This window comes from Pseudomonas sp. CFII64 (genome assembly GCF_000416235.1).
GTDB lineage: Bacteria > Pseudomonadota > Gammaproteobacteria > Pseudomonadales > Pseudomonadaceae > Aquipseudomonas.
Map to the genome: position 1 here is coordinate 36,670 of NZ_ATLO01000015.1, position 24,267 is coordinate 60,936.

Consider the following 24,267-nt stretch of genomic DNA (forward strand, 5'->3'; position numbering starts at 1 on the left):
TTCGCTTAACCAGCGTTGAATAAAAAGCCCCACCTGTGAAAGCAGGCGGGGCTTTTTTATGGCCTTTTTTTGCAACCATTTATGGCTTGAAAATCAGGGCCTGCGGCACGTCCACGTCCCACAGCACGCCAGGATCATCCACTTCAACAAGCTGGACTCGCGAGGTTTTGAACAGCCGCTTGGCGCCTTGATCGCCAGCCAGAGTCATCAGTGCAGGGCTTAGTGTTCGCCCAAAGCCAACCGGATGACCGCGCTCACCTTGATGAACGGGCACGCTGATGCAGTCGTCCTGCAGGGCATCAATCACTTTGCTTAACGTGTCCGGCAGGATAAACGGCATATCACCCAGAACCACCAACCAGCCACGACAGTCAGGCGCAGTCGCGACTGCGGCAGCAATGCTGTCGCCCATACCGGGTGAATCCAGCAACACCACCTCACTGCCGTATTGCACGCCAAGCCGGGAGATTTCCGGGCAATCCGGGCGAGTTATCAACAGGCATTTATCCACCACACCATTCAGCCCGATCAGGACCTGTTCCAGCACCGGGCGCACAACTCCGTCCAGCCCCAGGCACGGCGCCAACAGCTTGTGCTGGTTAGCACCGGCCGCCGCCCGATAACGACTACCCTGCCCTGCGGCCAACACAATGGCGCAGACATGGTTGCTCAATGGGCGGTCTCGGCCAGAAGCGGTTTTTTCTGTTGCAGGGCTATGCCGTTCTTGATGGAGACGATTTCAGCCATCAACGACAGCGCGATCTCAGCCGGGGTATGGCTACCGATATGCAAGCCGATCGGGCCGTGCAAGCGGGCGATGGCCGTTTCGCTCAAACCCAGCAGCGCGAGGTTTTCCCGACGCTTCTGACTGTTCACCCGCGAGCCCAGCGCCCCGACGTAAAACGCCGGCGAGTTCAACGCTGTGAGCAACGCCATGTCATCCAGGCGTGGATCATGGGTCAACGCGACCACGGCGGTGCGTTCATCGGTCTCGATGGCCAGCACCGCGTCGTCAGGCATGCCCGGCACAAAACGGGCCGAATGATCTTCCCAGCCGAAGGAGAACTCAGTGCGCGGGTCGCAGATCAGGACGTCGAAATCCAGCAAACGGGCCATTTCCGCCACATAGCGGGACAGTTGCCCGGCGCCGATCAACAGCAAACGCCAGCGCGGGCCGTAAATGGTGCGCAAGGTCTCGCCATCAAAGCTCACCACATCGTCGCGTTGCGCACTGTGCAGGCTGACTTCGCCGGTGTGCAGATTCAGCTCACGGGCGACGATTTGATGGTCTTCGCAGCGCTGCAAGAGTTCTGCGACCCATTGTTCATTGCCGACCCATTCTTGCGTCAGGCGCAGAGTGCCACCGCAAGGCAGGCCAAAACGGGCCGCTTCGTCCAGGGTGACACCATAAGTGATCAGTTCGATGCCCTGCCCGTCACGCTGCAAGCGGCCGTCCTGCAAGCGAGCAATCAGGTCATCCTCAATACAACCGCCAGAAACCGAGCCGATGACCACACCGTCTTCGCGCAATGCGAGCATCGCGCCGGGTGGTCTGGGCGCGCTGCCCCAGGTCTGAACCACGCTATACAACACCACGCGCTGCCCTGCTCGACGCCATTCCAGCACGCTGCGCAGGACATTCAAGTCGACGCTATCCATCGGGTTGATCCTCATTGAAGGCATTCAGCCCAGAGGCATGAATCTGTAGAAGGGAGTCAGTAAAGATTAGGTTCCATTTCCAGCGTCACATCGAAGCGCTCGACGATGTCGGCCTGGATACGCCGCGCCAGAGCCAACAGTTGTGCGCCGGTTGCCCGACCATAATTGACCAGCACCAGCGACTGCAAGCGATGCACACCGGCATCACCTTCTCGGTAGCCTTTCCACCCGGCTTGCTCGATCAGCCAGCCAGCGGCAAGTTTCACTTGCCCGTCAGCCTGTGGATAACTCACAAGTCCTGGATAACTGACTTTGAGGCGCGCCGCCAGTTCAGCGCCAATCAGCGGATTCTTGAAGAAGCTGCCTGCGTTTCCCAGTTCGGCGGGATCAGGAAGCTTTTCACTGCGGATCGCGCAGATTGCCTGACTGACATCACGCGGGGTGGGCTGCTCGATACCGAGCGCGTCCAGACGCTGCCGCACCGGGCCGTAATCCAGATGCAGGCGCGCGACACGGCTGAGAACGAAACGTACGCGCAAGATCAACCAGCGTCCGGTTTCATGCTTGAACAGGCTGTCGCGATACCCGAAGGCGCATTCTTCCAGGGAGAATTCGCGCAGCTCGCCGGTCTGGCGATCAAGCGCGGTCAGGCCATGAAAGACGTCTTTGATCTCGACACCGTAAGCGCCGATGTTCTGCATCGGTGCAGCGCCGACCGTACCGGGAATCAGGCTCAGGTTTTCCAGGCCGCACAGGCCAAGTTCCAGGCAAGACCGCACAAACGGGTGCCACGGCTCGCCCGCTTCGGCCTCGACGACGGCCTCCAGGCAGTCTTCGCGAACAATGCGAATCCCACGGCTGGCCATGCGCAAGACCAACGCCTTGACGTCGCCGGTCAGCAACAGGTTGCTGCCGCCGCCGATAACCATCAACGGCAGCGAGTGCTCAGCGCAATAGGCCAGCGCCGCGCGCACATCGTCATCGTTATGGGCTTGGGCAAACAATTGCGCCCGCACATCGACGCCGAAAGTGTTGAACGGCTTGAGAGAAATGTCGGATTGCAGCTGCAACGTCAACCCTCCAGCAGGCGGCGGACACGTTCGAGGTCTTCAGCGGTGTCCACGCCGGCAGGCGGCGCTTCAACAGCGTCAGCCACGTGGATGCGCACGCCATGCCAAAGCGCCCGCAACTGCTCCAGGTTTTCGGTATCTTCGAGCCAGCACGGGCCCCAACTGACGAAATCCTGCAGAAACCCTGCACGGTAGGCGTAAATGCCGATGTGACGACGGAACGGAACACCCGCCGGCAGCTGATCGCGATCCCTGGCCAGTGCATCCCGCGCCCAAGGCAAAGGCGCACGACTGAAGGTCAGCGCCAGGCCGTTGATATCGGCAACCACCTTGACCACATTTGGATTGAACAGCGCCGCAACGTCGTCGATGGGCTCGGCCAGGGTCGACATGAGTGCTTCCGGATGCGCGGCCAGGTTGTCCGCGACCTGATCGATCACCGCAGGCGGGATCATCGGCTCGTCACCCTGAACGTTGACCACGATGGCGTCGGCTGCAAGCCCGAGCTGGGTGGCAACCTCGGCGAGACGGTCAGTGCCGGAGTTGTGGTCATCACGGGTCAGCAGCACCTCCGCGCCAAAGGCGCGACAGGCTTCAACGATACGCGGATCGTCGGTGGCAACTACCACCCGGGCGGCGCTGCTTTTGCGCGCTTGCTCCCAGACATGCTGGATCATCGGCTTGCCGGCGATCTCTTTCAGGGGCTTGCCGGGAAACCGGCTGGAGCCATAGCGGGCCGGGATGACAACCGTGAAAACCGCGGTCATTTATCCAGACGCTCGTCGGTCGTCAGGGTGCGTGCTTCGCTTTCCAGCATCACCGGAATGCCGTCGCGGATCGGATAGGCCAGGCCTGCGCCCTTGCTGATCAGTTCGGTTTTATCGGCGCTGAGCTTGAGCGGACCTTTGCAGATCGGGCAAGCGAGGATGTCGAGCAATTTGGTGTCCATAAGAAATCCTGAGCGAATCATGGCAAAAGACGTGATAACTGCGAGTCGAACCAAGTGACGAAAGCGGCCGAAGGCACTGCATCCACGGCCAGATACCACCAGTCATCCGCCGCGAAGGGCCGGCATTTCACGGCGTCCTTTTCGGTCATGACAACGGGCAGCGAAGGCGTGAACGTCAGCGCCTGCACGCTGTAGGCGGCGTGGTCGGCGAACGCGTGAGCGACAGGCCGCCAGTGTAGCCCTTCGAGGGTGCTGAAGAAACGTTGCGGATTACCGATCCCCGCCACAGCGTGAACGGCTTGCCCTGGCGGGAAAAAATCCACCGGCTGACGCTCGCCGCTGCGCAGATTGACCAGCGCGGCGGGCTTGAGCCCGAAGGCGTAACCGCCGTCACGATCAGCGCTGGCACCGTTGTAGAGCACCGCATCGACACTGTTCAGGCGCTCGACGGGTTCACGCAGCGGACCGGCAGGCAAACAGCGGCGATTGCCCAGGCCGCGGGCAGCGTCGATCAGCACCAGTTCCAGATCCCGGGCCAGGCGGTAATGCTGCAAGCCATCATCAGACAGAATCAGGTCGAGCGGCTCGCTGTCCAGCAAGGCCCGCACGGCACGGCTGCGATCAGGATCGATCATCAACGGCACGCCGGTGCGCTGCACAATCAAAAGAGGTTCATCGCCCGCCTGAGCGGCGCTTTGTTCGGCCGCCACGCGCCAGGGCAGGCTCGGCGGCGTAGCGCCGTAACCTCGGCTGACCACGCCAACGCGCAGGCCGCGGCTGCGGCAGTGCTCGATCATCCACAGGATCAGCGGCGTCTTGCCGGTGCCGCCGACCGTAATGTTGCCCACGACGATGACCGGAATCGGTGCCTTGTAGATTTCACCCTGCCCGGCCAGGAAGCGCGCGCGCTTGCCTTCAACGACACGGCGATACAGGCATTCCAGCGGGCGTAACAGCGCCAGAGCCGGATGCCCGGCATACCAGGCGGCAAGCAAGCGGTCGGAGAGTGCCATCAGTTAGCCGATGTGGCCTCGACGGTGGTCATGCGCAAGTGACTGAAACCCAGTTTGCCAGCAGCGTCCATGGCGGTGATCACCGATTGATGAGGGGTTTTGCCATCGGCGCTGATCGTCAGCGGCAAACTGGTATCGCCGGCCGACTCACGCTGCAAGGCGTCAATCAGCGTGGCCAGATCGTTTTTCGGCAGCAACTGGTTATTCAGGGAGAAAACCCCGTCGGCATTGATGGCGATGTCCAGATGCTTGCGATCGGCGTCGGTGTCCGGTGTGCCGGTGACTGCCTGCGGCAGATCAACCCGCAGCTGGGTTTCGCGCGTGAAGGTCGTGGTCACGATAAAAAACAGCAGCAGGATGAACACCACATCGATCAACGACACGAGGTTGATGTCGATGTTCTCCCTGACCTTGCGCCGACGAAATTTCACTTCTTGCGGCCCTCACCCCGGGCCTGAGCCTTGAGCTGGATACCCGGATCATTGACATCGACGTCACGGTCGCCCTGCACCACTTCCACCAGCTTGATGGCTTCCTGTTCCATCCCGACCACCAGTTCATCGACCCGGCTTTGCAGGAAACGATGAAAGAAAATCGCCGGAATAGCCACGATCAGCCCGGATGCGGTACAGATCAGCGCCTTGGAGATACCGCCCGCCAGCACTGCCGCATTGGCCGTGTTGCCGGTGGCATTGAACGAGCCGAAGATATCGATCATGCCCAGCACGGTACCCAGCAAACCCAGCAACGGCGCCATGGCGGCAATCGAACCCAGGGCGCTCAAGTAACGCTCCAGATCATGAATGACCCGTGCGGCAGCCTCTTCGATGCATTCCTTCATGATCTCGCGACCATGTCTGGAGTTGGCCAGGCCTGCGGCGAGGATTTCACCCAGCGGCGAATCGGCGCGCAGCTCCTTGAGCTTTTCGCTGTCGAGTTTCTTGTCCTGGATCCAGCGCCAGACCTGCCCCAGCAAATGCGGCGGCGTGATGCGGCTGGCACGCAAGGTCCAGAGACGCTCGATGATGATGCCGACCGCGGCGATGGAACTCAGAATGATCGGCAGCATCATCCAGCCACCTGATTTGACCAGTTCCCACACAGTGACGACCCCCAGAAAAAAGTGGCGCCACTCTAACATAGGCTCGCCAGCTGGCCGAAGCCTGTGATCAATATCCGTCGGATGAGTCACGCCAGAAACGCTGCAGGCCCCGTTCGACCCGGGGTTGACCGAAGGTGCCCAGTTGCAGACTGATAGCACCCAGCTCGGCGCTGTCATAGGTGCGAATGCCAAACCAGCGATAGCGTGACATGACCAGGGGATGGGGATGCCCGAACGCATTGTTGCGGCCCCGGGAGATCAAAACGCCCTGCGGGTCGACGCCCCGCAAAAACGGCTTGGAAGACGAGGTGCGACTCCCGTGATGCGGCGCTTGCAGCCAGTCAGCACGAACATCGAAGTCGCTGCGCAGCGCTGCTTGTTCAGCATCGGCGTCGATATCACCGGTCAGCAACAGCCGCTCGCCATTGGCTTCGACCATCAGCACGCAAGACGCCTGGTTGCCTTCTTTCGCCTGCTCCCAGCGCCAGGTCGTGAACGTCACACCGTCCCATTCCCAGGATTCACCAACCTCACACAGCTGCGCGTTGAGTTGCGGCGCGAGCCGTTCCAGTTCACCCCCGAGAACCCGGGCAACCGGCATGCCTTGCTGGATGGCCAGCGCGCCTCCAGCATGATCGGCGTCGGCATGGCTGAGCAGCATCAGGTCCAGCTTGCGCACCCCGACTTTACGCATGACCGGCAGCACGATGCGCTCGCCGATATCGAACTCGCCGAAGCGCGGGCCCGCGTCGTACAAAACAGTGTGTTCACGAGTACGCAGCAGAATCGCCAGGCCCTGGCCGACATCCAGTTGCACCACCTGCACTTGCCCGTAAGGCACGGATTTCAAGGGCGGGAACACGCACAACAACACCAGTGGCCAGCCCAGCGGCCGTAATGGCACACCGCTGGGCAGCAATAACAGCAGCGCACCCAACAGGCTCAGCGCCCAGACCCAGAACGGCATCGCGCCGGGGATCCAGACCGGCACCCCGTCGGCAACCCAGCCAAGGAACTGAAACAGCCCATTCAGTGCGCCACCGGCCAGCCACAACAAGCCTTCGCCAAGGACCGGAACCGGCAGCAACAAAGTCCCAAGCAGCGCAGGTGGCAACGCGACGAAGCTGACCCAGGGCACCGCAATCAAATTAGCCAACGGCCCGCTCAGGCTGATGGGCAGATTCAGCGCCAACAGAACTGGCAACAAACCCAGGGCGATCAACCACTGCGCCCGTGTCCAGCTGCGCAACCAGCTCCAGGCGCCCAATCGCCCACTGAAGATCAGCAGCAAAATTCCCACAGCCAGGAACGACAGCCAGAATCCCGGTTGCAAACTCGCTAGCGGCTCAACGATCAGAACCGCATTGAGGGACAACAGCAACGGCCAGATCACACCCAGATGGCGAAAGCGCAGACGCCAGAGCAGCACCATGCCGACCATGACGCAGGCCCGGCGCACCGGCACTTCAAACCCGGCGAGCAAGCCGTAGCTCAGGGCTGCGCTAAACGCCAGGCCACAAGCCCACGGCAACCAGGGCAAGGCCCGAGGCCATAAACCCCAGCGCGCCAGCCCGGCAATCAGCGCGTAGATCACACCCGCCAGCAAGCCAATGTGCTGGCCGGAAATCACCAATAAATGCACAGTTCCGGTGTTCTGCAGGATTTGCCAGTCCGCCGTGCTCAAGCCCGAACCATCGCCGAGCACCAGCGCCGCCAACCCGCCTTCGCGCCCTTGCGCATCCACCGCCAGCAATCGTTGCCGCAGCGCATCACGCCAGCCGTAACTGGCGGCCGACAGCCGTTGGCCGTCGACGACAGTGCCGGTCGCCCCGATCCGCTGGGCCAGCAACCAGGCTTCATAATCAAACGCGTGGGGATTGACCAACCCGCCGGGCTGCTTGAGTTTGACAGCCAGACGCCAGCGTTCGCCGCTGCGCACGGCCGGGCCGCCATACCAGGAAACACGAATGCGTTCAGGCAACCGGGCGCGGCGAGACTTGGCGTCTTCAAGCTCGAAACGAACCACACCCTCGGCAAGGCTGGGCAAGCCGACCACCTTGCCGTGCAGCCAGAGCGTCTGCCCATCGAGTCGTGGCGGCAATCGATCATTCAGCGCCCACTGTGCCGAGGTGCAGGCCCAGGTCAGGCCGAACAGGAAAAATGCCAGTGGATACGTGCGAAACGGCAGCAGCATCAATGCAATTACCGGCATCAACAGCAACAGCCAGGTCGGTGGCAACTGCGGCAGGAAACGCAACAGCAGCATCCCTAAAGCCAGCGCGAACATCCCTGTGCGCATACGTGTTCATCCCGATTACTGCAAAAGTCCTCTAACGGATTAGCTCAGGCGGTCGCGAGGCGTCGGGATCAATTGTCACAAGGTTTTGGGTGGCGGCGGTGAGTTGGCGATGGGGTTGGATCGGGAAGAGTACATATCCATTATTGGTGTGTGCTGGAATTACGGTTCCGCTCTTACAGCGGGTCACTTTTGGCAAACGCCCCAAAAGTAACCAAAAAGTCAGCCCCTCCATTGGGTCTTCGCTGAGCTCAGACTTCCCTCACTCCGGCATTACTCCGTGGGTCGCCGCAAAGGGCCATCCCTGGCCCAGTGCGGCTAACTCGGCATCCATGCCGAGTTCCCCACTGCGCAATACCTGCGTTCGGCCTGCTGGGAAAGGGGCCTGACCCGATCTCCGGACTCAATTCGACTTGATCTCTGAGTGCTCTATCTCTCGCAGGAGCTCCGTGGTTCTGTTGGAGCGAGCGGGCGGCGATCCGACTTGCCCGCGAAGACGCCTTCCCGGATAAATCCGGTCCCACAGGTTTCACACATGTTTTTCACACAAGCTCCTCACAGCAGACAAAAAAAACGCCAATCTCTCGATTGGCGTTTCTTGTTACATCACCGCATTACTGCGGCTTGCGGCGACCGAAGCCTGGGCGTTGGCCCGAGCCCGACGGCGGGCCACGGCGCTTGCCGGATGGCGCATCGTCGACCAGCGTGATGCCTGGACGCTTGTGCGCAGGTTTGGCTGGACGCTTGTTGACATCATTCGGACGCTCGGCCACTGGCGTGCCACGGCTGTTGTCGGTACGACCGTTGGCCGGACGCGGACTGCGCGGCGACGGTTTGCTCGGATCGTTACGCGAACCGGCAGGACGTTGGCCACGACCGGATTCGGAACGTGGACCGGACGGACGCTGGGTCGAATCACCCCGCACACGATCACGCTCGCTGCCGGTGACTTGTGGCTGACGCGGCGCGCGATCGGCGGTCGGAGCAGCGGCACCGGCAGCCGGACGCAAGGTGCGAACACGCTCGCCTTTGCCCAATGGACGCGAGGACTGGCGCTGCAAGCGCTCCATCTTGTCCTTGGTCTTGGCGTTCATTTGCGGCTGGGCAACCGGCTCAAGGCCAACTTCCTGGCTGAGCACGTCGACTTCGTACTGGCTCATTTCGCGCCAGCGACCCATCGGCAGGTCGGAGTTGAGGAACACCGGCCCGTAGCGCACGCGCTTCAGACGGCTGACCACCAGACCCTGGGATTCCCACAGCCGACGGACTTCGCGGTTGCGACCTTCCATCACCACGCAGTGATACCAATGGTTGAAGCCTTCGCCACCCGGCGCTTCCTTGATGTCGGTAAAACGCGCCGGACCATCTTCAAGGACTACACCGGCTTTCAGACGCGCCAGCATGTCGTCATCGACTTCGCCACGAACGCGCACTGCGTACTCGCGGTCCATCTCGAAGGACGGGTGCATCAAGCGGTTGGCCAGCTCACCATCGGTGGTGAACATCAGCAAACCGGTGGTGTTGATGTCCAGGCGACCGATATTGACCCAACGGCCTTCTTTTGGACGCGGCAGGCGATCGAACACCGTCGGGCGACCTTCAGGGTCGTCGCGGGTGCAGATTTCACCGTCCGGCTTGTTGTACATGATGACGCGGCGAACCGTTTCGGCTGCCTCTTCGCGCTTGATCACGCGACCATCTACAGTGATGGCGTCATGCATGTCGACGCGTTGACCGAGGGTCGCGTCCTTGCCATTGACCTTGATTCGGCCCTGGCTGATCCAGGCTTCGACGTCACGTCGCGAACCTACACCAATACGCGCCAGAACCTTCTGCAGTTTTTCACCTGCGGGTCCGATTTCCTGGCTGTCCTGCTTGTCTTTGATACTCATCTGGGCACCTCCCGGTGTGTCGATTCAGGGGACGCCGAGGACCGGCGTGACCTGCTGCTCCCGGCTGTGGATAGCCGCGAAGCGAAAATTCTAAAAAGCCTGTGGCGAGTATGAATCGCCAAAAGGTCGCGAATCATACGCTCAAGGCGCACGTTGCGCATCACAGGCTAGTCGAAATATTGCCGCTCACTTCTTTTTCCGCCGACCGGCGCCCTTCAGTTTGCTCAACCGAATGGCTGCCTCGGCCAACACAACGCGCCGCTCGCCTTTCTCCATCTTCTTCCAGCTCTTGATTTCTTTCTTGCTGCGGCCACACCCGATGCAAATCTCGTCGTCGAATTTGCAGAGGCTGATGCAGGGGTTTTTGCTGCTCATGGAGTGCCCCCGAAATAAGGTTAATGGGAGATCCCGTTCCGTAGGACCGGCTTTAGCCGGGAGGAGGTCCGGGAATTCCAGCAGCTACGTCGTCAGATCTGTCGCTCTCCCGGCTGAAGCCGGTCCTACGGATGCCAGCGGTTTGTCAGGCACCCGGATTCTTGTCGTCTTCCGGGTCGTCTGCCAATTCAGACTCTGTATCAGGCTCATTGATCAATAAATCGTCGAAGTCGATTTTCAGGCCCTGCTCCATGGAATCGAGCTCCACCAGCAGGCTGCGGAAGCTGGTTTCGTCACGTGGCGGCTCGGGTTCTGCGTCGGGGTCGAGGCTGGCGTCAGCCAAGGCCTGCAAGTGCGCAGGCACCGGGGCGTCTTCGAAATCGAGGATCGGATCGGGTTCCAGCTCGCGCAGATCGGCCAGCGGCGGTAAATCGTCGAGGTTTTTCAGGTTGAAGTGGTCGAGAAAACCCTTGGTGGTGGCGAACATCGCAGGTTTTCCGGGCACATCGCGGTAACCCACGACCCGGATCCACTCGCGCTCCAGCAAGGTCTTGACGATATGGCTGTTGACCGCCACGCCCCGCACATCTTCGATTTCGCCACGGGTGATCGGCTGGCGATAGGCAATCAGCGCCATGGTTTCCAGCATGGCTCGGGAATAGCGTTGCGGGCGTTCTTCCCACAGGCGGCCGACCCAGGGCGAAAATTTCTCGCGGATCTGCAAGCGATAACCGGAGGCAACTTCCTTGAGCTCGAAAGCCCGGCCATCGCAGGACTTGCGCAGCAATTCCAGGGCTTTCCTGAACACCGGTGGCTCGGGGCGCTCGCCTTCTTCGAACAACTCAAAGAGGCGTTCCAGCGATTGCGGCTTGCCCGAGGCCAATAGAAAAGCTTCGAGCAGCGGTGCCAGCTCGCGGGGTTCGTTGAGGTTCATTGATCTGCTCTTATTCGGCTCGCGCCCGGACATGGATCGCCGCGAAGGGCTCGTTCTGCACCAATTCCACCAAGGATTCCTTGACCAGCTCAAGCACCGCCATGAACGTCACGACCACGCCGAGCCGCCCTTCTTCGGCAGTGAACAGCTCGGCAAACGGCACAAAACCGCCGCCTTTGAGTCGTTCCAGCACGTCGCTCATGCGCTCGCGGGTGGACAACGCTTCACGGCTGACCTGATGGCTTTCAAACATATCGCCCCGGCGCAGCACTTCGGCCATGGACATCAATAGCTCGTCGAGACTGACATCCGGCAACAGCTTGCGCGCCCTGGCTTCCGGCGCGTCCAGCCGGGGCACGCTGACATCGCGGCCGACCCGGGTCAGCCGGTCGATGCCTTCGGCGGCGGCCTTGAAGCGTTCGTACTCTTGCAGACGACGAATCAGCTCCGCGCGGGGGTCGTCCTCTTCCTCCTCAATGGCCGCCGAGCGCGGCAAAAGCATGCGCGACTTGATCTCGGCGAGCATGGCGGCCATCACCAGATACTCAGCGGCCAATTCCAGGCGCACGGTTTTCATCAGCTCGACGTAGCCCATGTATTGCTTGGTGATCTCGGCCACCGGGATATCGAGGATATCGATGTTCTGTTTGCGGATCAGATAGAGCAGCAGGTCCAGCGGGCCTTCGAAGGCTTCGAGAAAGACCTCAAGGGCATCCGGCGGGATATACAGGTCCACCGGCATCTGCATGACCGCCTGGCCATAGACCATGGCGAATGGCAGTTCCTGCTGCGCGCCGGCCTGGCTGTCCACCGTTTCCGCCACGGTCATTACGCTTCCACACCGAACGGCGTTGGATCGCCACAGCCGACGCGGATCACCTGCGGCTCGCCGTCAGCCAGATTGATCACCGTTGAAGCAGAAATCCCGCCGATGCCGCCATCGATGATCAGGTCCACCTGGCGCTCCAGGAGCTGACGCATTTCGTAGGGATCGCTCAGCGGCACGCTGTCCCCCGGCATGATCAGGCTGACGCTCATCAGCGGTTCGCCCAGTTCCTCCAGCAGCGCCTGCGCGATGGGATGACCCGGCACGCGCAGACCGATGGTGCGGCGCTTGGGGTGCAGCACCAATCTCGGCACTTCCCGGGTGGCGTTGAGAATGAACGTGTAGGGCCCCGGCGTATGCGCCTTGAGCGCGCGAAACGCGCCGGTATCAACCTTGGCGAACAGCCCGAGCTGCGACAGGTCGCAACACATCAGGGTGAAGTTGTGCTTGTCGTCCAGCTGACGCAGGCGGCGGATTCGCTCGATGGCGCTTTTGTCGCCGATCTGACAACCCAGTGCATAGGAGGAATCAGTGGGATAGACCACCAGCCCGCCAGCCTTGATGATTTCTGCGGCCTGTTTGATCAGGCGCGGCTGCGGGTTTTCCGGGTGCACCTGGAAAAATTGACTCACGGTATCTTCCTGTTCAGACGGCGGCAGTAGGCTGGTCATGTTTGAATCGACACCAAAGTGGCGGCAGGTCTTCGGGCAACGGTCGGTAAATACCGATCTCGGACCAGGCGCCAGGAGCGTGGAAGTCACTGCCGGCACTCACCAGCAGACCGAATTCACGAGCCAGGATGGCCAATGTCCCGACCTGCTCGGCAGGCTGCAGACCGTTGACCACCTCTATGGCATGGCCGCCAGCCTGCAAAAACTCGGCGACCAGTTTACGACGTTTGCTGCGGGTGAAATCGTAGTGCGCAGGGTGCGCAAGGCTGACCCAGGCTCCAGAAGCGCGCAGCATCGCGACGGTATCTTCCAGCGTGGGCCAATGCAGCTTGACGTCGCCGAGCTTGCCGGCACCCAGCCATTTGCGGAACGCTTCGGCGCGATCCTTGACGAAACCTTCACGCACCATGAAGTCGGCAAAGTGCGGACGGGCCGGTGCATTTCCGCTGTCGCCCAGCTCCTGCTGGATCGCTCGGGCACCTTCCAGCGCTCCGGCCATACCTTTGATCGCCAATTTGCGACTTATTTCTTCGGCACGCAGCCAGCGTCCGGTGTGCAAACGGGCAATTGCCTCGACCAGAAGCGGCGCATTGACGTCGAAACCATAGCCCAGAATGTGGATGGTCGCCCCGCCCCAGGTGCAGGATAATTCGACGCCGTTGACCAGCTGCATACCCAGCGCATGCGCCGCAGTCCGGGCTTCTTCGAGGCCTTCGAGGGTGTCGTGATCGGTCAGGGACAAGACGCGCACGCCATTTTCATAAGCACGCGCAACCAGGTCCGCAGGTGCCATGGCGCCATCGGAAGCAGTGCTGTGGCAGTGCAGGTCAACATTCATAAGGTGGCGCTTTCGCTGTCATTGATGTTTGTTATTATGCCGCCACATCCTGCTTCTGGCTGCCATTGTGAAACAATTCATCGACTTCATCCCGCTGTTGCTGTTTTTCATCGTTTATAAAATCGAGCCTCGCGCCGTCGACATCCTGGGGAACAGCGTCACGGTGGGTGGCATATTCAGTGCGACCGCCATGCTGATCATCAGTTCGGTAGTGGTCTACGGCTTTCTGTTCTTCAAGCAAGGCAAGCTGGAAAAAAGCCAGTGGCTGACGTTGGTCGCCTGCCTGGTGTTCGGTAGCCTGACGCTGGCGTTCCACAGTGAAACCTTCCTGAAATGGAAAGCTCCGGTGGTGAACTGGCTGTTCGCCCTGGCGTTTGCCGGCAGCCATTTTATCGGCGACCGCCCGTTGATCCAGCGCATCATGGGCCATGCCCTGACCTTGCCGCAGGCCATCTGGACCAAGCTGAACATCGCCTGGATCATCTTCTTCCTGTTCTGCGGCGCGGCCAACCTGTACGTGGCGTTTACCTATCAGGAATTCTGGGTCGATTTCAAAGTCTTCGGCAGCCTGGGCATGACGCTGTTGTTCCTGGTCGGCCAGGGCCTGTTCCTTGCCCGCCACATGCATGATCCCGAAACACCTCCACCTTCAACAAAAACCGAGGACTGACATGCTCTATGCCATCGTAGCCACAGACGTCGAAAACTCCCTGGAAAAACGCCTGAGCGTTCGCCCCGCCCACCTGGAGCGCTTGAACGCGCTCAAGGATGAGGGTCGCCTGATCCTGGCTGGCCCGCATCCGGCGGTGGACAGCAACGATCCGGGCGCGGCCGGTTTCACCGGCAGCCTGATCGTTGCCGAGTTTGACTCACTCAGCGCGGCCAAGGCCTGGGCCGAGGCTGACCCATTCGTGGCAGCCGGTGTCTACGCTCACGTGGTGGTCAAGCCGTTCAAGCACGTCCTGCCCTGATAGCCCGTCGTCCAATGCTGCGATTGTTGCTCGACCTGAGCAACAATCGCACAATCCCCGCTCGTCATTAATCATTCTCATCGCCCTGCCGACAACCTTCTGAATATCTAAAAACACTGCTTGAAACAGGGGTTCAGATGCGTTCAGGTTCGCGATGTCTGTTAGTGATGGTATTGGCCATGGGCGCGACATTCGCCCAGGCCGAGGAAACAAGTGGCGTCGCCACGCATGTCCAGCCGGAGCCGGCAGCGCAGAGCCAGGTCAATGACCTGCAACTGCGTTTGCGCGACAGCGAACGGCAGCGTGAAGAACTGATCAAACAACTGCAAAATACCAGCGCCGAACGCGAAAGCGCGCAACTGAGTCGTCTTCGCCAGGAGAACCAAAAGCTCAAGTTGCAGCTCAAAGAGTCACAATCCGTCGAGCCCCAACGCTACCTGACGGAGCAACAACAATGGTTCGTCGCGGGGGGCGGCGTTGCGATGATCGCCCTTTTGTGCGGTATTTTTGCCAGCGGTTGGCGTAGACAGCGCCGACAGTGGCTAAATTGAGTGAGACATGAGCGAGCTGCTACTTATAGATGACGATCAGGAGCTGTGTGAGCTTCTGAGCAGTTGGTTGAGTCAGGAAGGCTTTGTAGTGCGCGCCTGCCACGACGGCAACAGCGCCCGGCGCGCCCTTGCCGAATCGGCGCCTGCTGCGGTGGTTCTGGACGTGATGCTGCCCGATGGCAGCGGCCTGGAACTGCTCAAGCAACTGCGCAACGACCACCCGGACCTGCCGGTGCTGATGCTCTCGGCACGCGGCGAACCCCTGGACCGCATTCTCGGCCTGGAACTGGGTGCCGACGATTACCTGGCCAAACCCTGTGATCCTCGGGAGCTGACCGCACGCCTGCGTGCGGTGCTGCGGCGTAGTCATCCCACTGCGGTGTCGACTCAGCTGGAATTGGGTGACCTGTGCTTCAGCCCGATGCGCGGCGTGGTAATCATCGACGAGAAAGAGTTGACGCTCACTGTCTCGGAAAGCCGTTTGCTGGAAGCCCTGCTGCGCCAACCCGGCGAGCCGCTGGACAAGCAGGAACTGGCGCAACTGGCGCTGGGCCGCAAGCTGACACTCTATGACCGCAGCCTGGACATGCACGTCAGCAACCTGCGCAAGAAAATCGGCCCCCACCCGGACGGTCGCCCGCGCATCATGGCCCTGCGCAGTCGCGGGTATTATTACGCCGTCTAGTGACGCAGTCGTAGGAGCGGATTTATCCGCGAGGTGCCGGGGCGGCGCGGAATCACTGCAAGAACGACCGCCGCCCTCCCGGCTAAAGCCGGTCCTGCGCAAAACCTCTTTACCGAAGCTTTACGCTAGCCTGACCGCCCTTGACCTTGATCTCCCTAAACTGGGCTCAACCGGCAACGAGCCGGATTCGAGACAAGGAGATACACCATGCGCAAGACTCTAATCGCTTTGATGTTTGCCGCTGCTCTGCCTACCGTCGCCATGGCGATGCCACCGGCTGATGGCCCTGGTCGGGACGGTGTTGGCCACGAAGGTCCACGCATGGGCATGATGCATCATGATCGCGGTCCTTTCGACAAGCTGGACCTGAGCAGAGAACAGCGTCAGCAGATCGGTAAATTGATGGGCGCACAAATGCACGACCGCAAGGAAGTCACTCAGAAGTACCTGGCCAAACTGCCAGCCGCTGACCAGAAAGCCATGAAGGACGAACTGGAGGCAAAACGCACCAAGACCCAGGCCGACATCCGCGCATTGCTCAAGCCGGATCAGCAGAAGGAATTCGACGAAATGCAGAAAGAACGTGCGCAACACAGGGCTGATCGCGCAGAGTTCGAAGCCTGGAAAGCGCAAAAGGCTCAGAAAGCCCAGTAATCCATCGATTCACCTGAACCCGACACTCCCCAAGCGTGTCGGGTTTTCTCTATTTGGGGGTTTCACGTGCGTTCATTGTTCTGGCGAATCCTGGCCAGTTTCTGGCTGGCCATTGCCCTGGTTGCAGGCCTGTCGATTCTGCTGGGCCACATGCTCAATCAGGATGCGTGGATCCTCAGTCGTCATCCCGGCCTGAACAAGTTGCCGCAGACCTGGACCGAGCTGTACGAAAGTCAGGGCGAAGACGCCGCGCAGGATTACCTGCAAAATCTCAAGCGCAAGTACCACATCGACGTTCAAGTCCTCAATGAAAGCGGCGACCCGGTGGTACGCGGGACGTTCTCGCCCCGTGCAGCCGCACTTGAAGCTCGCCAGGGTGACGACTCGCGTCAATTGCCGTGGCGGCGCCTGACGTCGGAATACACCAGTGAGAAGACCGGCGAAAACTATCTGCTGATCTATCGCATTCCGCATCCGGAACTGGACGCCTGGCATCGAGACAGCCTGATGTGGCCGCTTAGCGCGCTGGGCATCGCGCTCGTCGTGCTGACCTTGTTCAGCCTGCTGGTGACGCTGTCGATCACCCGTCCGCTCAGCCGCTTGCGCGGTGCGGTTCATGATCTGGGGCAGACCACGTATCAACAGAACAGCCTGGCGCAGCTGGCCAATCGTCGGGACGAGTTCGGTGTTCTGGCGAACGACTTCAACCGCATGGGCGCGCGCCTGCAAAGCCTCATCAGCAGTCAGCGTCAGTTATTGCGCGACGTATCCCATGAATTGCGCTCGCCACTGGCCCGGCTACGTATCGCCCTGGCACTGGCCGAGCGCGCGGAACCGGCCGAGCGTGACAAGCTGTGGCCACGCTTGAGCCGCGAATGTGATCGCCTGGAAGCCTTGATCAGCGAAATTCTTGCCTTGGCGCGTCTGGATGCAGATTTTGGCAGCGCCGAACCCGTGGATCTGAACCACTTGTTGTTACGCCTGAAGAACGACGCGACGCTCGACGGTGGCGATCAGCAGATTCAGGTAAGCGTGCAGGAGGATCTGCAACTGCAAGGCTGGCCGGACATGCTGGAGCGGGCCCTTGACAACTTGCTGCGTAACGCGTTGCGCTTCAACCCGACCGGTGAGCCCATCGAAATGCAGGCCTTGCGTGTGGGTGACCGGTTGCAGCTGAGCGTGCGCGATCATGGGCCGGGCGTGGCCGATGAACATCTGCTGCAACTGGGTGAACCTTTCTACCGGGCTCCCGGCCAGACCGCGCCGGGGCATGGCCTGGGCCTGGCCATCGCCAAACGCGCCGCCCAGCGCCACGGTGGCGATCTGGTGCTGGGCAATCATCCGCAAGGCGGGTTCATTGCCACGCTGGATCTGCCGGTGGAGTTGGTGGTGGTGGGTTGACCCAATGTTCAAACCCGTTGGAGGCTTGCCCGCGAAGAACGGTAACTCGGTGGATCTGACCCACCGAGGCGTCCGGTTCGCGGGCAAGCCTTGCTCCAACGATCCATCTATCGGTCTATATCGTGTTCAACCCTGCCACTCGCTGACAAAATCCACCAGATCAACCTTGCCCGCAACGCGCGGCGGGTTTTGTGGTGTGCCCAGGTACAGGAAGGCGATGACTTGCTCATCGGCGGCCAGACCCAAGCCCTTGGCGACAATCGGCGAATAGGAAAGCTCACCGGTACGCCAGACCGCACCAACACCCAGCGCATACGCGGCCAGCAGCACGCTATGGGCTGCGCAACCGGCAGTGATCAATTGCTCCTGTTTCGGCACCTTGAAGTGATCGGTCAAACGCGCGATCACCACCACGACCAGAGGTGCCCGCAACGGGCCCAGGCGCGCCTTGTCCAGCGCCTGGGGCGTGGCGTCTGCGCCACTTTTGCGCAGTGCTTGAGCCAACAGATCGCCCATGCGTTCACGGGCCGGACCTTCGACGGTGAGAAACCGAAACGGCCGTAACTGTCCATGATCGGGCGCGCGCATCGCCGCGTTGAAGAGGATTTCACGCTGCGCAGCATCCGGCGCGGGGTCGAGCAACCGTGGAACGGAAACACGGTTGAGCAAAACGTCGAGCGCCTCCATGGGCTACCTCCTTGAAAAATGAATGAGCATTCTAGACTCAGATAACGAACCCTGGCGGCGATTACTTACAAGCATTGACTGACGCGCCCCGGTTTACTTGCCGTGGGCCGCAGGTAGAATGGCGCCTCTCCCCACTTTAGTCAGAGCGACTGCATGGCGTTGCCGACCCTTCGTATCATCGGTTTCATAATCGGCATCTTCCTGATCACTCTGGCTATCGCCATGATCGTGCCCATGGTGACGCTGGTCATCTTCGACCGCATCGAAGACCTGCGCTCCTTCCTCTGGGCCAGCCTGCTGACGTTCATTGCCGGCCTTGCGCTGGTGATTCCCGGTCGTCCGGAACATGTACACCTGCGGCCCAGGGACATGTACCTGCTCACGGTTTCCAGCTGGATCGTGGTGTGTGTCTTTGCCGCGCTGCCGTTTCTGCTGACGCAACATATCAGCTACACCGACTCGTTTTTCGAAAGCATGTCCGGGATCACCGCCACCGGTTCCACGGTCCTCAGCGGCCTGGACACCATGTCACCGGGGATTCTGATCTGGCGCTCGATGCTGCACTGGCTCGGCGGGATCGGCTTCATCGGCATGGCGGTGGCGATTCTGCCACTGCTGCGTATCGGTGGCATGCGCCTGTTCCAGACCGAATCCTCGGACCGCTCGGAAAAGGTCATGCCTCGCTCGCACATGGTTGCCAAGTTCATCGTGCTGGCCTATGTCGGCTTCACCACGCTGGGCAGCATTGCCTTCTGGCTGGCGGGCATGAGCCTGTTCGACGCGATCAACCATGCCATGTCGGCGATTTCCACCGGCGGCTTCTCAACCTCGGACCTGTCCCTGGCCAAATGGCACCAGCCAGCGGTGCATTGGGTGGCTATCGTGGTGATGATCCTCGGCAGCCTGCCCTTCACCCTGTATGTCGCAACACTGCGCGGCAACCGTGGCGCGTTGTTCCGGGATGAGCAGGTGCGTGGGATGTTGGGGTTGCTGCTGATAACCTGGCTGGTGATGACCGCCTGGTACTGGGCGACAACTGACTTGCCCTGGTATGAGGCGTTGCGCCATGTGGCGTTGAACGTCACGTCGGTGGTGACCACGACGGGTTTTGCCCTTGGGGATTACAGCCTGTGGGGCAATTTCGCCCTGATGTTTTTCTTTTATCTGGGCTTCATCGGCGGCTGTTCCGGCTCGACGGCGGGTGGCGTGAAGATTTTCCGCTTCCAGGTCGCCTATATTCTGCTCAAGGCCAACTTGCACCAGTTGATCCATCCACGGGCGGTCATCAAACAAAAGTACAACGGCCACCGTCTCGACGACGAAATCGTGCGTTCGATCCTGACCTTCTCGTTCTTCTTTACCATCACCATCTGCCTGATCGCGCTGGCGCTGTCGTTGCTGGGGCTGGACTGGATGACCGCCCTGACCGGCGCCGCGAGTACCGTATCAGGCGTCGGGCCGGGACTGGGCGAAACCATTGGCCCGGCGGGCAACTTCGCCAGCCTGCCGGATGCCGCAAAATGGATTCTGTCCCTGGGCATGCTGCTCGGCAGGCTGGAGATCATCACAGTGCTGGTGCTGTGCATCCCGGCATTCTGGCGTCATTGAGGTCCGCTTCGAAGGCTATTGCCGTCAGATGCAAAAAGGCGTTTATTGTCACTGTCGATCCACAGGAAGGTGTCCATCGCCTTCCCGGACAAGTCCGGTCCTACCGGGTCTTGGATTAGGTAGGAGGGGACTTGTCCCCGAAGAGGCCAGTACGTCCGACTCAGACCGAACCGCAAACAAGATCAGGAATGGCAAGCATGGAAAACACCAAACAGTTCACCCGTTTTGCCGATTTCTATCCGTACTATTTGCTTGAGCACCGCGACAGTACTTGCCGTCGCCTGCACTTCATCGGCACCAGCCTGGTGATTTTCCTGCTGGCGTTCGCCGTGGGCGCTGGTCATTGGGGATTATTGTGGCTGGTGCCTGTGGCCGGTTACGGATTCGCCTGGGCAGGTCACTTTTTCTTCGAAAAGAACCGCCCCGCCACCTTCCAGCATCCCTTCTACAGTCTGCTGGGAGATTTCGTCATGTACCGGGACATGGTGCTGGGCAAAGTGCCGTTTTAGCCAAAAAGCATCAGACCGCCGGTTCGCTGGCCGAAGCCTGTTCTTCGGTCGGCAGTACCTTCGCCGGCAGGTGCGCATCAGCCAGGCGGAACAACTCGATCGAGCCGTCCAGGTGCTCGATCAGCGCTGAACACGATTCAACCCAATCCCCGCAGTTCATGTATTCCACGCCGCCGACCTGGCGAATTTCCGCATGATGGATGTGTCCGCATACGACGCCATCCAGCCCACGCTTGACGCACTCGTGAGCGATGGCTTCTTCGAAGTCGCTGATGAAGCTGACAGCGGTCTTGACCTTGTGCTTGAGGTACGCCGACAGCGACCAGTAGCCATAACCGTATTTGGCCCGCCAGTGATTCAGCCAGCGGTTGAGGGTCAGCGTGAACTCATAAGCCGAGTCGCCCAGAAACGCCAACCAGCGGTGGTAGCGAGTGATGACGTCGAACTGATCACCATGAATCACCAGCAACCGGCGACCGTCGGCAGTGACGTGCTCGGCTTCATCCACCAACTGGATATTGCCCAGGATCAGCTTCGAGTAGCGGCGCAGGAATTCGTCGTGATTGCCGGTGACGTAAATCACCTCGGTGCCGCGCTTGCTCATGGTCAACAGGCGGCGGATCACATTGGTGTGCGCCTGTGGCCAATACATGCCACTGCGCAGCTTCCAGCCATCGATGATGTCGCCGACCAGATAGACCTTGTCGGCCTGATAGCGCTTGAGAAAGGCCGACAGATGTTCGGCCTGGCAATCGCGCGTGCCCAGATGCACATCGGAAATCCACAAGGTGCGGACGCGTTGCTTACGGCTGGGTCTAGCAAGCTGAGCGCTGCTCATGGTCAACCTCCGGCAGGGTTTTAAGGATCATGCGCCGGTTCGGTTAATCGATTGTGACTGCATCGTGGCAGTGTTGTGACAGCGCGACCCCCCCATTATCCGACGGTCTTGCGGCTCATGGAGTGACCGGGCTGCCCGGCTTGTCGTTGTGACCGAGATTGCGTTGCGGATCGATCTGGTCGCGGACCCGCTGCTTGAGAATCTTCGCCTCAGGGAAGCCGCCGTCAACCTTGCGCTCCCAAATCTGCACCTCGTCGCAGGTAATCCGGAATACCCCGCCAGTACCAGGCTGCAGAGAAACCTTGCCGAGATCGTCGGAGAACGTGCTGAGTAACTCCTGAGCGAGCCAGGCCGCACGCAGCAGCCACTGGCATTGGGTGCAGTAGGTAATGACAATTTCAGGTTTGACGGCTGACATGAATGCAAACTCCAGAACGTTGTCAGGTTTTCGCGAAGCTGCAATCGGGCGCTGCGTTGCCGCAGCGCTGATTTCAACTGATGCTGGTCAACAACTCCCGAGCCATTTGTTGATGCTCCTCGTCGGCATCTTCCATGACTTCCAGCAACAACTCCCTGGCAGACTCGAAGTCGCCGTCGTCGATCAACACTTGCGCCTGGTTGATCTTGCTCAACGGGGCTTCGTCCATATCGAGCAGGTCAAATTCCGATGAGTCGTCCATGAAGCCATCCAGGAACGCATCGTCCAGGGAATCATTGTTGGATTGCACGATGGGTTCAGCATCGTCGAAGTCACTCAGGAACTGGTCATCCTGGATCTCGAACACTTCCGGCAACTCCGTCAGGTTGGACGAAAAAGCCAGATCTTCCTCAATGACCGGCTCCTCGACCTCGGGTTTGCCGCGCAAGGGTTTCGGGCTGTCGAACGGATCGACCAGATCCCATTCGGCATCCATGGACAAGTCGTCAAGGTTCAGCTGGAATTCGTCGCCAGATTCCGGATTCAGCGCCGCTGCGGCGGTTTCGTCCAGTTGCGCGGGCTCAGGTTCAGCCAGCGGGATAGCCGCCACTGTCGCCGGTACGATCAGCGGTGCAGCAGACGCTTCCACGGATTTGAGCTGTGGATAACGGTTGCGCAGGTCCGCCAGGGTTTGCGGGTCGACGCCGTGCTCCAGCGCACTTTGCTCTTCACTGGCAAAGCCTGGCGCATCACCCTGCTCCGCCAGCAGTTCAAGAATTTTGAGGCGAATATCGGTGCGCTGTGGATCACGCTGCAGAGCGCCGCGCAAAATCCCCAGGGCTTCGGCAAATCGACCATAAGCGATGTAAATGCTCACACCATCCAGCGCATCGGGCGCCGCGTTGGCCTTGGGCGCAGCGGCAATCGGCCGAGGGGCGTTCTGGGAAATCTCCGGCTGGACAACTCGCGAGGCCATGACCGGCGCGTCATAAACCGAAGTCTCCGGGGCCTGCGCAGGTTTGATCAGCGGCGAATCTGCAGGGATTGCGCCCGCTAGATGTTGCTGCTTGCGCCGATTGCGCCGTACCGAGTAAGCCAGGGCGAGCAGCAACAACAGAACCAGGATTGCCCCCGGCAGCATCAGCGATGACAGCAATGAATCCTCTTCAGGCTCAACCACCACAGGCGGCGTAGTGCTTACGGGTAAAGGCGCGATGACCGGTGCGCTTGGCGCCGGTGCCGTGGCTCTTTCGGAGAGCTGGGTTTGCAGACCGACGATCTGCCGATCCTTGCCGGTCATTTGTTCTTGCAGCGCCGCGATCTGGCCTTTCAAATCATCCAGATTTTTGTTCAACAGTTGATTTTCAACGGCAGCGGTAGCCAGTTGTTCCGCGCTGCGTTGCACATCGGCAGGCAACGCGGCGGCATTGGCTGGCGCGGCGGGAACAGCTGCCGGCGCTGCATTGCGAGCGCTGGGCACCACGGCGGCGTCGGGCAGTAACAGGTTTTGCCCGACTTTCAGGACGCTGCCTTTACCGTTGGCGAACGCTTGCGGGTTCAACGCCTGGATGCCATCGGCCATTCGCGCCGCCGAAGCATTTGCACCATTGCCCTGCACGCGGCGGGCAATCGAATCCAGCGTATCGCCGCTGGCAACGGCGTAACGCTTGTCCTGAGAAGTCGCGGGGGGCGCGATCGGCATACGTGACTCAGGGGCTGCCTGCACCGCCGAATCTCTGCTCCGGCCGCTTGTCGCGGCCAGACCTGCCGGCGAGGTCGCCGGGTCGAGTAGCACGGTGTATTCATGCAGCAGATTGCCGTTCGGACGGACCACTTGCACAAGGAAATTCAGATAGGGTTCGGTGACCGGCTTGGTGGAAACCACGCGTATCACGCCGCGATTGCCTTTGATAATCGGGGTAAAGCGCAGATCGTTATAGAAGAAAACCCGCTCGACGCCGGCCTTGGCGAAATCTTCCACCGAGCCCAGCCTCGCAATGATGTCCTCGGCGCTCAACCCGCCGGTTTCGACCAGTTCGATGTCGGCATTCAACGGCTGATTCAGCGCGGAATGCAGGGTGATGTCACCCATTCCCAATGCCGATGCAATGGACGCATGCAGCATCGAGACCGATGAAATGGCCGCCAGCAAGGCGGTTTGGCGCAGCGTTTTGCCCATGTGACTGGCGTGACGACGATAGCCCAGCGCAGCAGCCTGAAAACTCTTCAGCATACAGACCCTTATGGAAACCAAAGCAGGCTTCTCGGCATGTTCAATATAAAGCGCAGACTTCATCGCCTGATGAGCACAAGTATGAGC

27 protein-coding genes are annotated in these 24,267 nt (G+C 60.4%); 8 read left to right on the forward strand and 19 right to left on the reverse strand.

What is annotated here, in order from left to right; translation table 11 throughout:
- Positions 1 to 79: 79 nt before the first annotated feature.
- The 15 genes from CFII64_RS08565 to CFII64_RS08635 all read right to left on the reverse strand — a co-directional run bounded on the left by CFII64_RS08565 (position 80) and on the right by CFII64_RS08635 (position 13,625).
- Positions 80 to 673 (reverse strand): NTP transferase domain-containing protein, encoded by a 594-nt coding sequence (locus CFII64_RS08565; protein ID WP_020290391.1) that lies wholly within the window; start codon positions 671 to 673, stop codon positions 80 to 82.
- Positions 670 to 1,659: an XdhC family protein gene (locus tag CFII64_RS08570; protein ID WP_020290392.1), complete on the reverse strand. Its 990-nt coding sequence runs from the start codon at positions 1,657 to 1,659 to the stop codon at positions 670 to 672. The genes CFII64_RS08565 and CFII64_RS08570 overlap by 4 nt, the downstream gene beginning before the upstream one ends.
- A 56-nt stretch (positions 1,660 to 1,715) precedes the next feature.
- Positions 1,716 to 2,735 (reverse strand): UDP-N-acetylmuramate dehydrogenase, encoded by a 1,020-nt coding sequence (murB, locus tag CFII64_RS08575; protein ID WP_020290393.1) that lies wholly within the window; start codon positions 2,733 to 2,735, stop codon positions 1,716 to 1,718.
- Positions 2,732 to 3,496 (reverse strand): 3-deoxy-manno-octulosonate cytidylyltransferase, encoded by a 765-nt coding sequence (kdsB, locus tag CFII64_RS08580; protein WP_020290394.1) that lies wholly within the window; start codon positions 3,494 to 3,496, stop codon positions 2,732 to 2,734. The genes murB and kdsB overlap by 4 nt, the downstream gene beginning before the upstream one ends.
- The gene (locus CFII64_RS08585; RefSeq protein ID WP_003174668.1) at positions 3,493 to 3,678 is read right to left on the reverse strand and encodes a Trm112 family protein; all 186 of its coding nucleotides are present in this window, start codon (positions 3,676 to 3,678) and stop codon (positions 3,493 to 3,495) included. The genes kdsB and CFII64_RS08585 overlap by 4 nt, the downstream gene beginning before the upstream one ends.
- A 17-nt stretch (positions 3,679 to 3,695) precedes the next feature.
- Positions 3,696 to 4,691, reverse strand: a complete 996-nt coding sequence (gene lpxK / locus CFII64_RS08590) for a tetraacyldisaccharide 4'-kinase (RefSeq protein ID WP_020290395.1) — start codon at positions 4,689 to 4,691, stop codon at positions 3,696 to 3,698.
- Positions 4,691 to 5,122: a biopolymer transporter ExbD gene (locus tag CFII64_RS08595; protein WP_020290396.1), complete on the reverse strand. Its 432-nt coding sequence runs from the start codon at positions 5,120 to 5,122 to the stop codon at positions 4,691 to 4,693. The genes lpxK and CFII64_RS08595 overlap by 1 nt, the downstream gene beginning before the upstream one ends.
- Entirely contained in the window at positions 5,119 to 5,793 is a 675-nt protein-coding gene (locus CFII64_RS08600; RefSeq protein ID WP_044901255.1) for a MotA/TolQ/ExbB proton channel family protein, read from the reverse strand. Before CFII64_RS08600 ends, CFII64_RS08595 begins: the two co-directional genes overlap by 4 nt.
- A gap of 67 nt (positions 5,794 to 5,860) precedes the next feature.
- Positions 5,861 to 8,092: a DNA internalization-related competence protein ComEC/Rec2 gene (locus tag CFII64_RS08605; protein ID WP_020290398.1), complete on the reverse strand. Its 2,232-nt coding sequence runs from the start codon at positions 8,090 to 8,092 to the stop codon at positions 5,861 to 5,863.
- 611 nt (positions 8,093 to 8,703) lie between these two features.
- Complete coding sequence (gene rluB, locus CFII64_RS08610) at positions 8,704 to 9,981, reverse strand: 23S rRNA pseudouridine(2605) synthase RluB (protein WP_020290399.1); 1,278 nt, start codon at positions 9,979 to 9,981, stop codon at positions 8,704 to 8,706.
- A 186-nt stretch (positions 9,982 to 10,167) separates the two neighbouring features.
- Complete coding sequence (locus CFII64_RS08615; protein ID WP_020290400.1) at positions 10,168 to 10,356, reverse strand: DUF1289 domain-containing protein; 189 nt, start codon at positions 10,354 to 10,356, stop codon at positions 10,168 to 10,170.
- Positions 10,357 to 10,501: 145 nt separating this feature from the next.
- On the reverse strand, positions 10,502 to 11,290 hold the full coding sequence (scpB, locus tag CFII64_RS08620; protein ID WP_020290401.1) for an SMC-Scp complex subunit ScpB: 789 nt from the start codon (positions 11,288 to 11,290) through the stop codon (positions 10,502 to 10,504).
- Between the two features lie 10 nt (positions 11,291 to 11,300).
- On the reverse strand, positions 11,301 to 12,059 hold the full coding sequence (locus CFII64_RS08625) for a ScpA family protein (protein ID WP_170826322.1): 759 nt from the start codon (positions 12,057 to 12,059) through the stop codon (positions 11,301 to 11,303).
- A gap of 59 nt (positions 12,060 to 12,118) precedes the next feature.
- A complete protein-coding gene (locus tag CFII64_RS08630; RefSeq protein ID WP_020290403.1) occupies positions 12,119 to 12,748 on the reverse strand; it encodes an L-threonylcarbamoyladenylate synthase in 630 nt (209 codons plus the stop codon).
- Positions 12,749 to 12,761: 13 nt separating this feature from the next.
- Positions 12,762 to 13,625, reverse strand: a complete 864-nt coding sequence (locus CFII64_RS08635; RefSeq protein ID WP_020290404.1) for a PHP domain-containing protein — start codon at positions 13,623 to 13,625, stop codon at positions 12,762 to 12,764.
- A gap of 67 nt (positions 13,626 to 13,692) precedes the next feature.
- On the opposite strand from CFII64_RS08635, the gene CFII64_RS08640 reads away from it, so the two are divergent.
- The 6 genes from CFII64_RS08640 to CFII64_RS08665 all read left to right on the forward strand — a co-directional run bounded on the left by CFII64_RS08640 (position 13,693) and on the right by CFII64_RS08665 (position 17,887).
- Positions 13,693 to 14,295, forward strand: coding sequence for a septation protein A (locus CFII64_RS08640; RefSeq protein ID WP_020290405.1), 603 nt, complete (start codon positions 13,693 to 13,695; stop codon positions 14,293 to 14,295).
- A gap of 1 nt (position 14,296) precedes the next feature.
- Complete coding sequence (locus CFII64_RS08645) at positions 14,297 to 14,596, forward strand: YciI family protein (RefSeq protein ID WP_020290406.1); 300 nt, start codon at positions 14,297 to 14,299, stop codon at positions 14,594 to 14,596.
- A gap of 137 nt (positions 14,597 to 14,733) precedes the next feature.
- Complete coding sequence (locus CFII64_RS08650; protein WP_044901251.1) at positions 14,734 to 15,147, forward strand: translation initiation factor 2; 414 nt, start codon at positions 14,734 to 14,736, stop codon at positions 15,145 to 15,147.
- Between the two features lie 7 nt (positions 15,148 to 15,154).
- Positions 15,155 to 15,832 (forward strand): response regulator transcription factor, encoded by a 678-nt coding sequence (locus CFII64_RS08655; protein WP_020290408.1) that lies wholly within the window; start codon positions 15,155 to 15,157, stop codon positions 15,830 to 15,832.
- A gap of 207 nt (positions 15,833 to 16,039) precedes the next feature.
- On the forward strand, positions 16,040 to 16,486 hold the full coding sequence (locus tag CFII64_RS08660) for a Spy/CpxP family protein refolding chaperone (protein ID WP_020290409.1): 447 nt from the start codon (positions 16,040 to 16,042) through the stop codon (positions 16,484 to 16,486).
- 66 nt (positions 16,487 to 16,552) lie between these two features.
- Entirely contained in the window at positions 16,553 to 17,887 is a 1,335-nt protein-coding gene (locus CFII64_RS08665) for a HAMP domain-containing sensor histidine kinase (RefSeq protein WP_020290410.1), read from the forward strand.
- A gap of 126 nt (positions 17,888 to 18,013) precedes the next feature.
- On the opposite strand, the gene CFII64_RS08670 is transcribed toward CFII64_RS08665, so the two are convergent.
- Complete coding sequence (locus CFII64_RS08670) at positions 18,014 to 18,574, reverse strand: nitroreductase family protein (protein WP_020290411.1); 561 nt, start codon at positions 18,572 to 18,574, stop codon at positions 18,014 to 18,016.
- Between the two features lie 153 nt (positions 18,575 to 18,727).
- Here CFII64_RS08670 and CFII64_RS08675 point away from each other — a divergent pair, with 153 nt between their 5' ends.
- Both CFII64_RS08675 and CFII64_RS08680 read left to right on the forward strand, forming a co-directional pair.
- The gene (locus tag CFII64_RS08675; protein WP_020290412.1) at positions 18,728 to 20,182 is read left to right on the forward strand and encodes a TrkH family potassium uptake protein; all 1,455 of its coding nucleotides are present in this window, start codon (positions 18,728 to 18,730) and stop codon (positions 20,180 to 20,182) included.
- Between the two features lie 197 nt (positions 20,183 to 20,379).
- Positions 20,380 to 20,691, forward strand: a complete 312-nt coding sequence (locus tag CFII64_RS08680) for a DUF962 domain-containing protein (RefSeq protein ID WP_020290413.1) — start codon at positions 20,380 to 20,382, stop codon at positions 20,689 to 20,691.
- 10 nt (positions 20,692 to 20,701) lie between these two features.
- Here CFII64_RS08680 and CFII64_RS08685 read toward each other — a convergent pair whose 3' ends face one another.
- The 3 genes from CFII64_RS08685 to CFII64_RS08695 form a co-directional block, all read right to left on the reverse strand.
- On the reverse strand, positions 20,702 to 21,529 hold the full coding sequence (locus tag CFII64_RS08685) for a UDP-2,3-diacylglucosamine diphosphatase (RefSeq protein WP_020290414.1): 828 nt from the start codon (positions 21,527 to 21,529) through the stop codon (positions 20,702 to 20,704).
- Positions 21,530 to 21,644: 115 nt separating this feature from the next.
- A complete protein-coding gene (locus tag CFII64_RS08690) occupies positions 21,645 to 21,947 on the reverse strand; it encodes a SelT/SelW/SelH family protein (RefSeq protein WP_020290415.1) in 303 nt (100 codons plus the stop codon).
- 73 nt (positions 21,948 to 22,020) lie between these two features.
- Positions 22,021 to 24,180 (reverse strand): FimV/HubP family polar landmark protein, encoded by a 2,160-nt coding sequence (locus CFII64_RS08695; protein WP_020290416.1) that lies wholly within the window; start codon positions 24,178 to 24,180, stop codon positions 22,021 to 22,023.
- Positions 24,181 to 24,267: the final 87 nt, after the last annotated feature.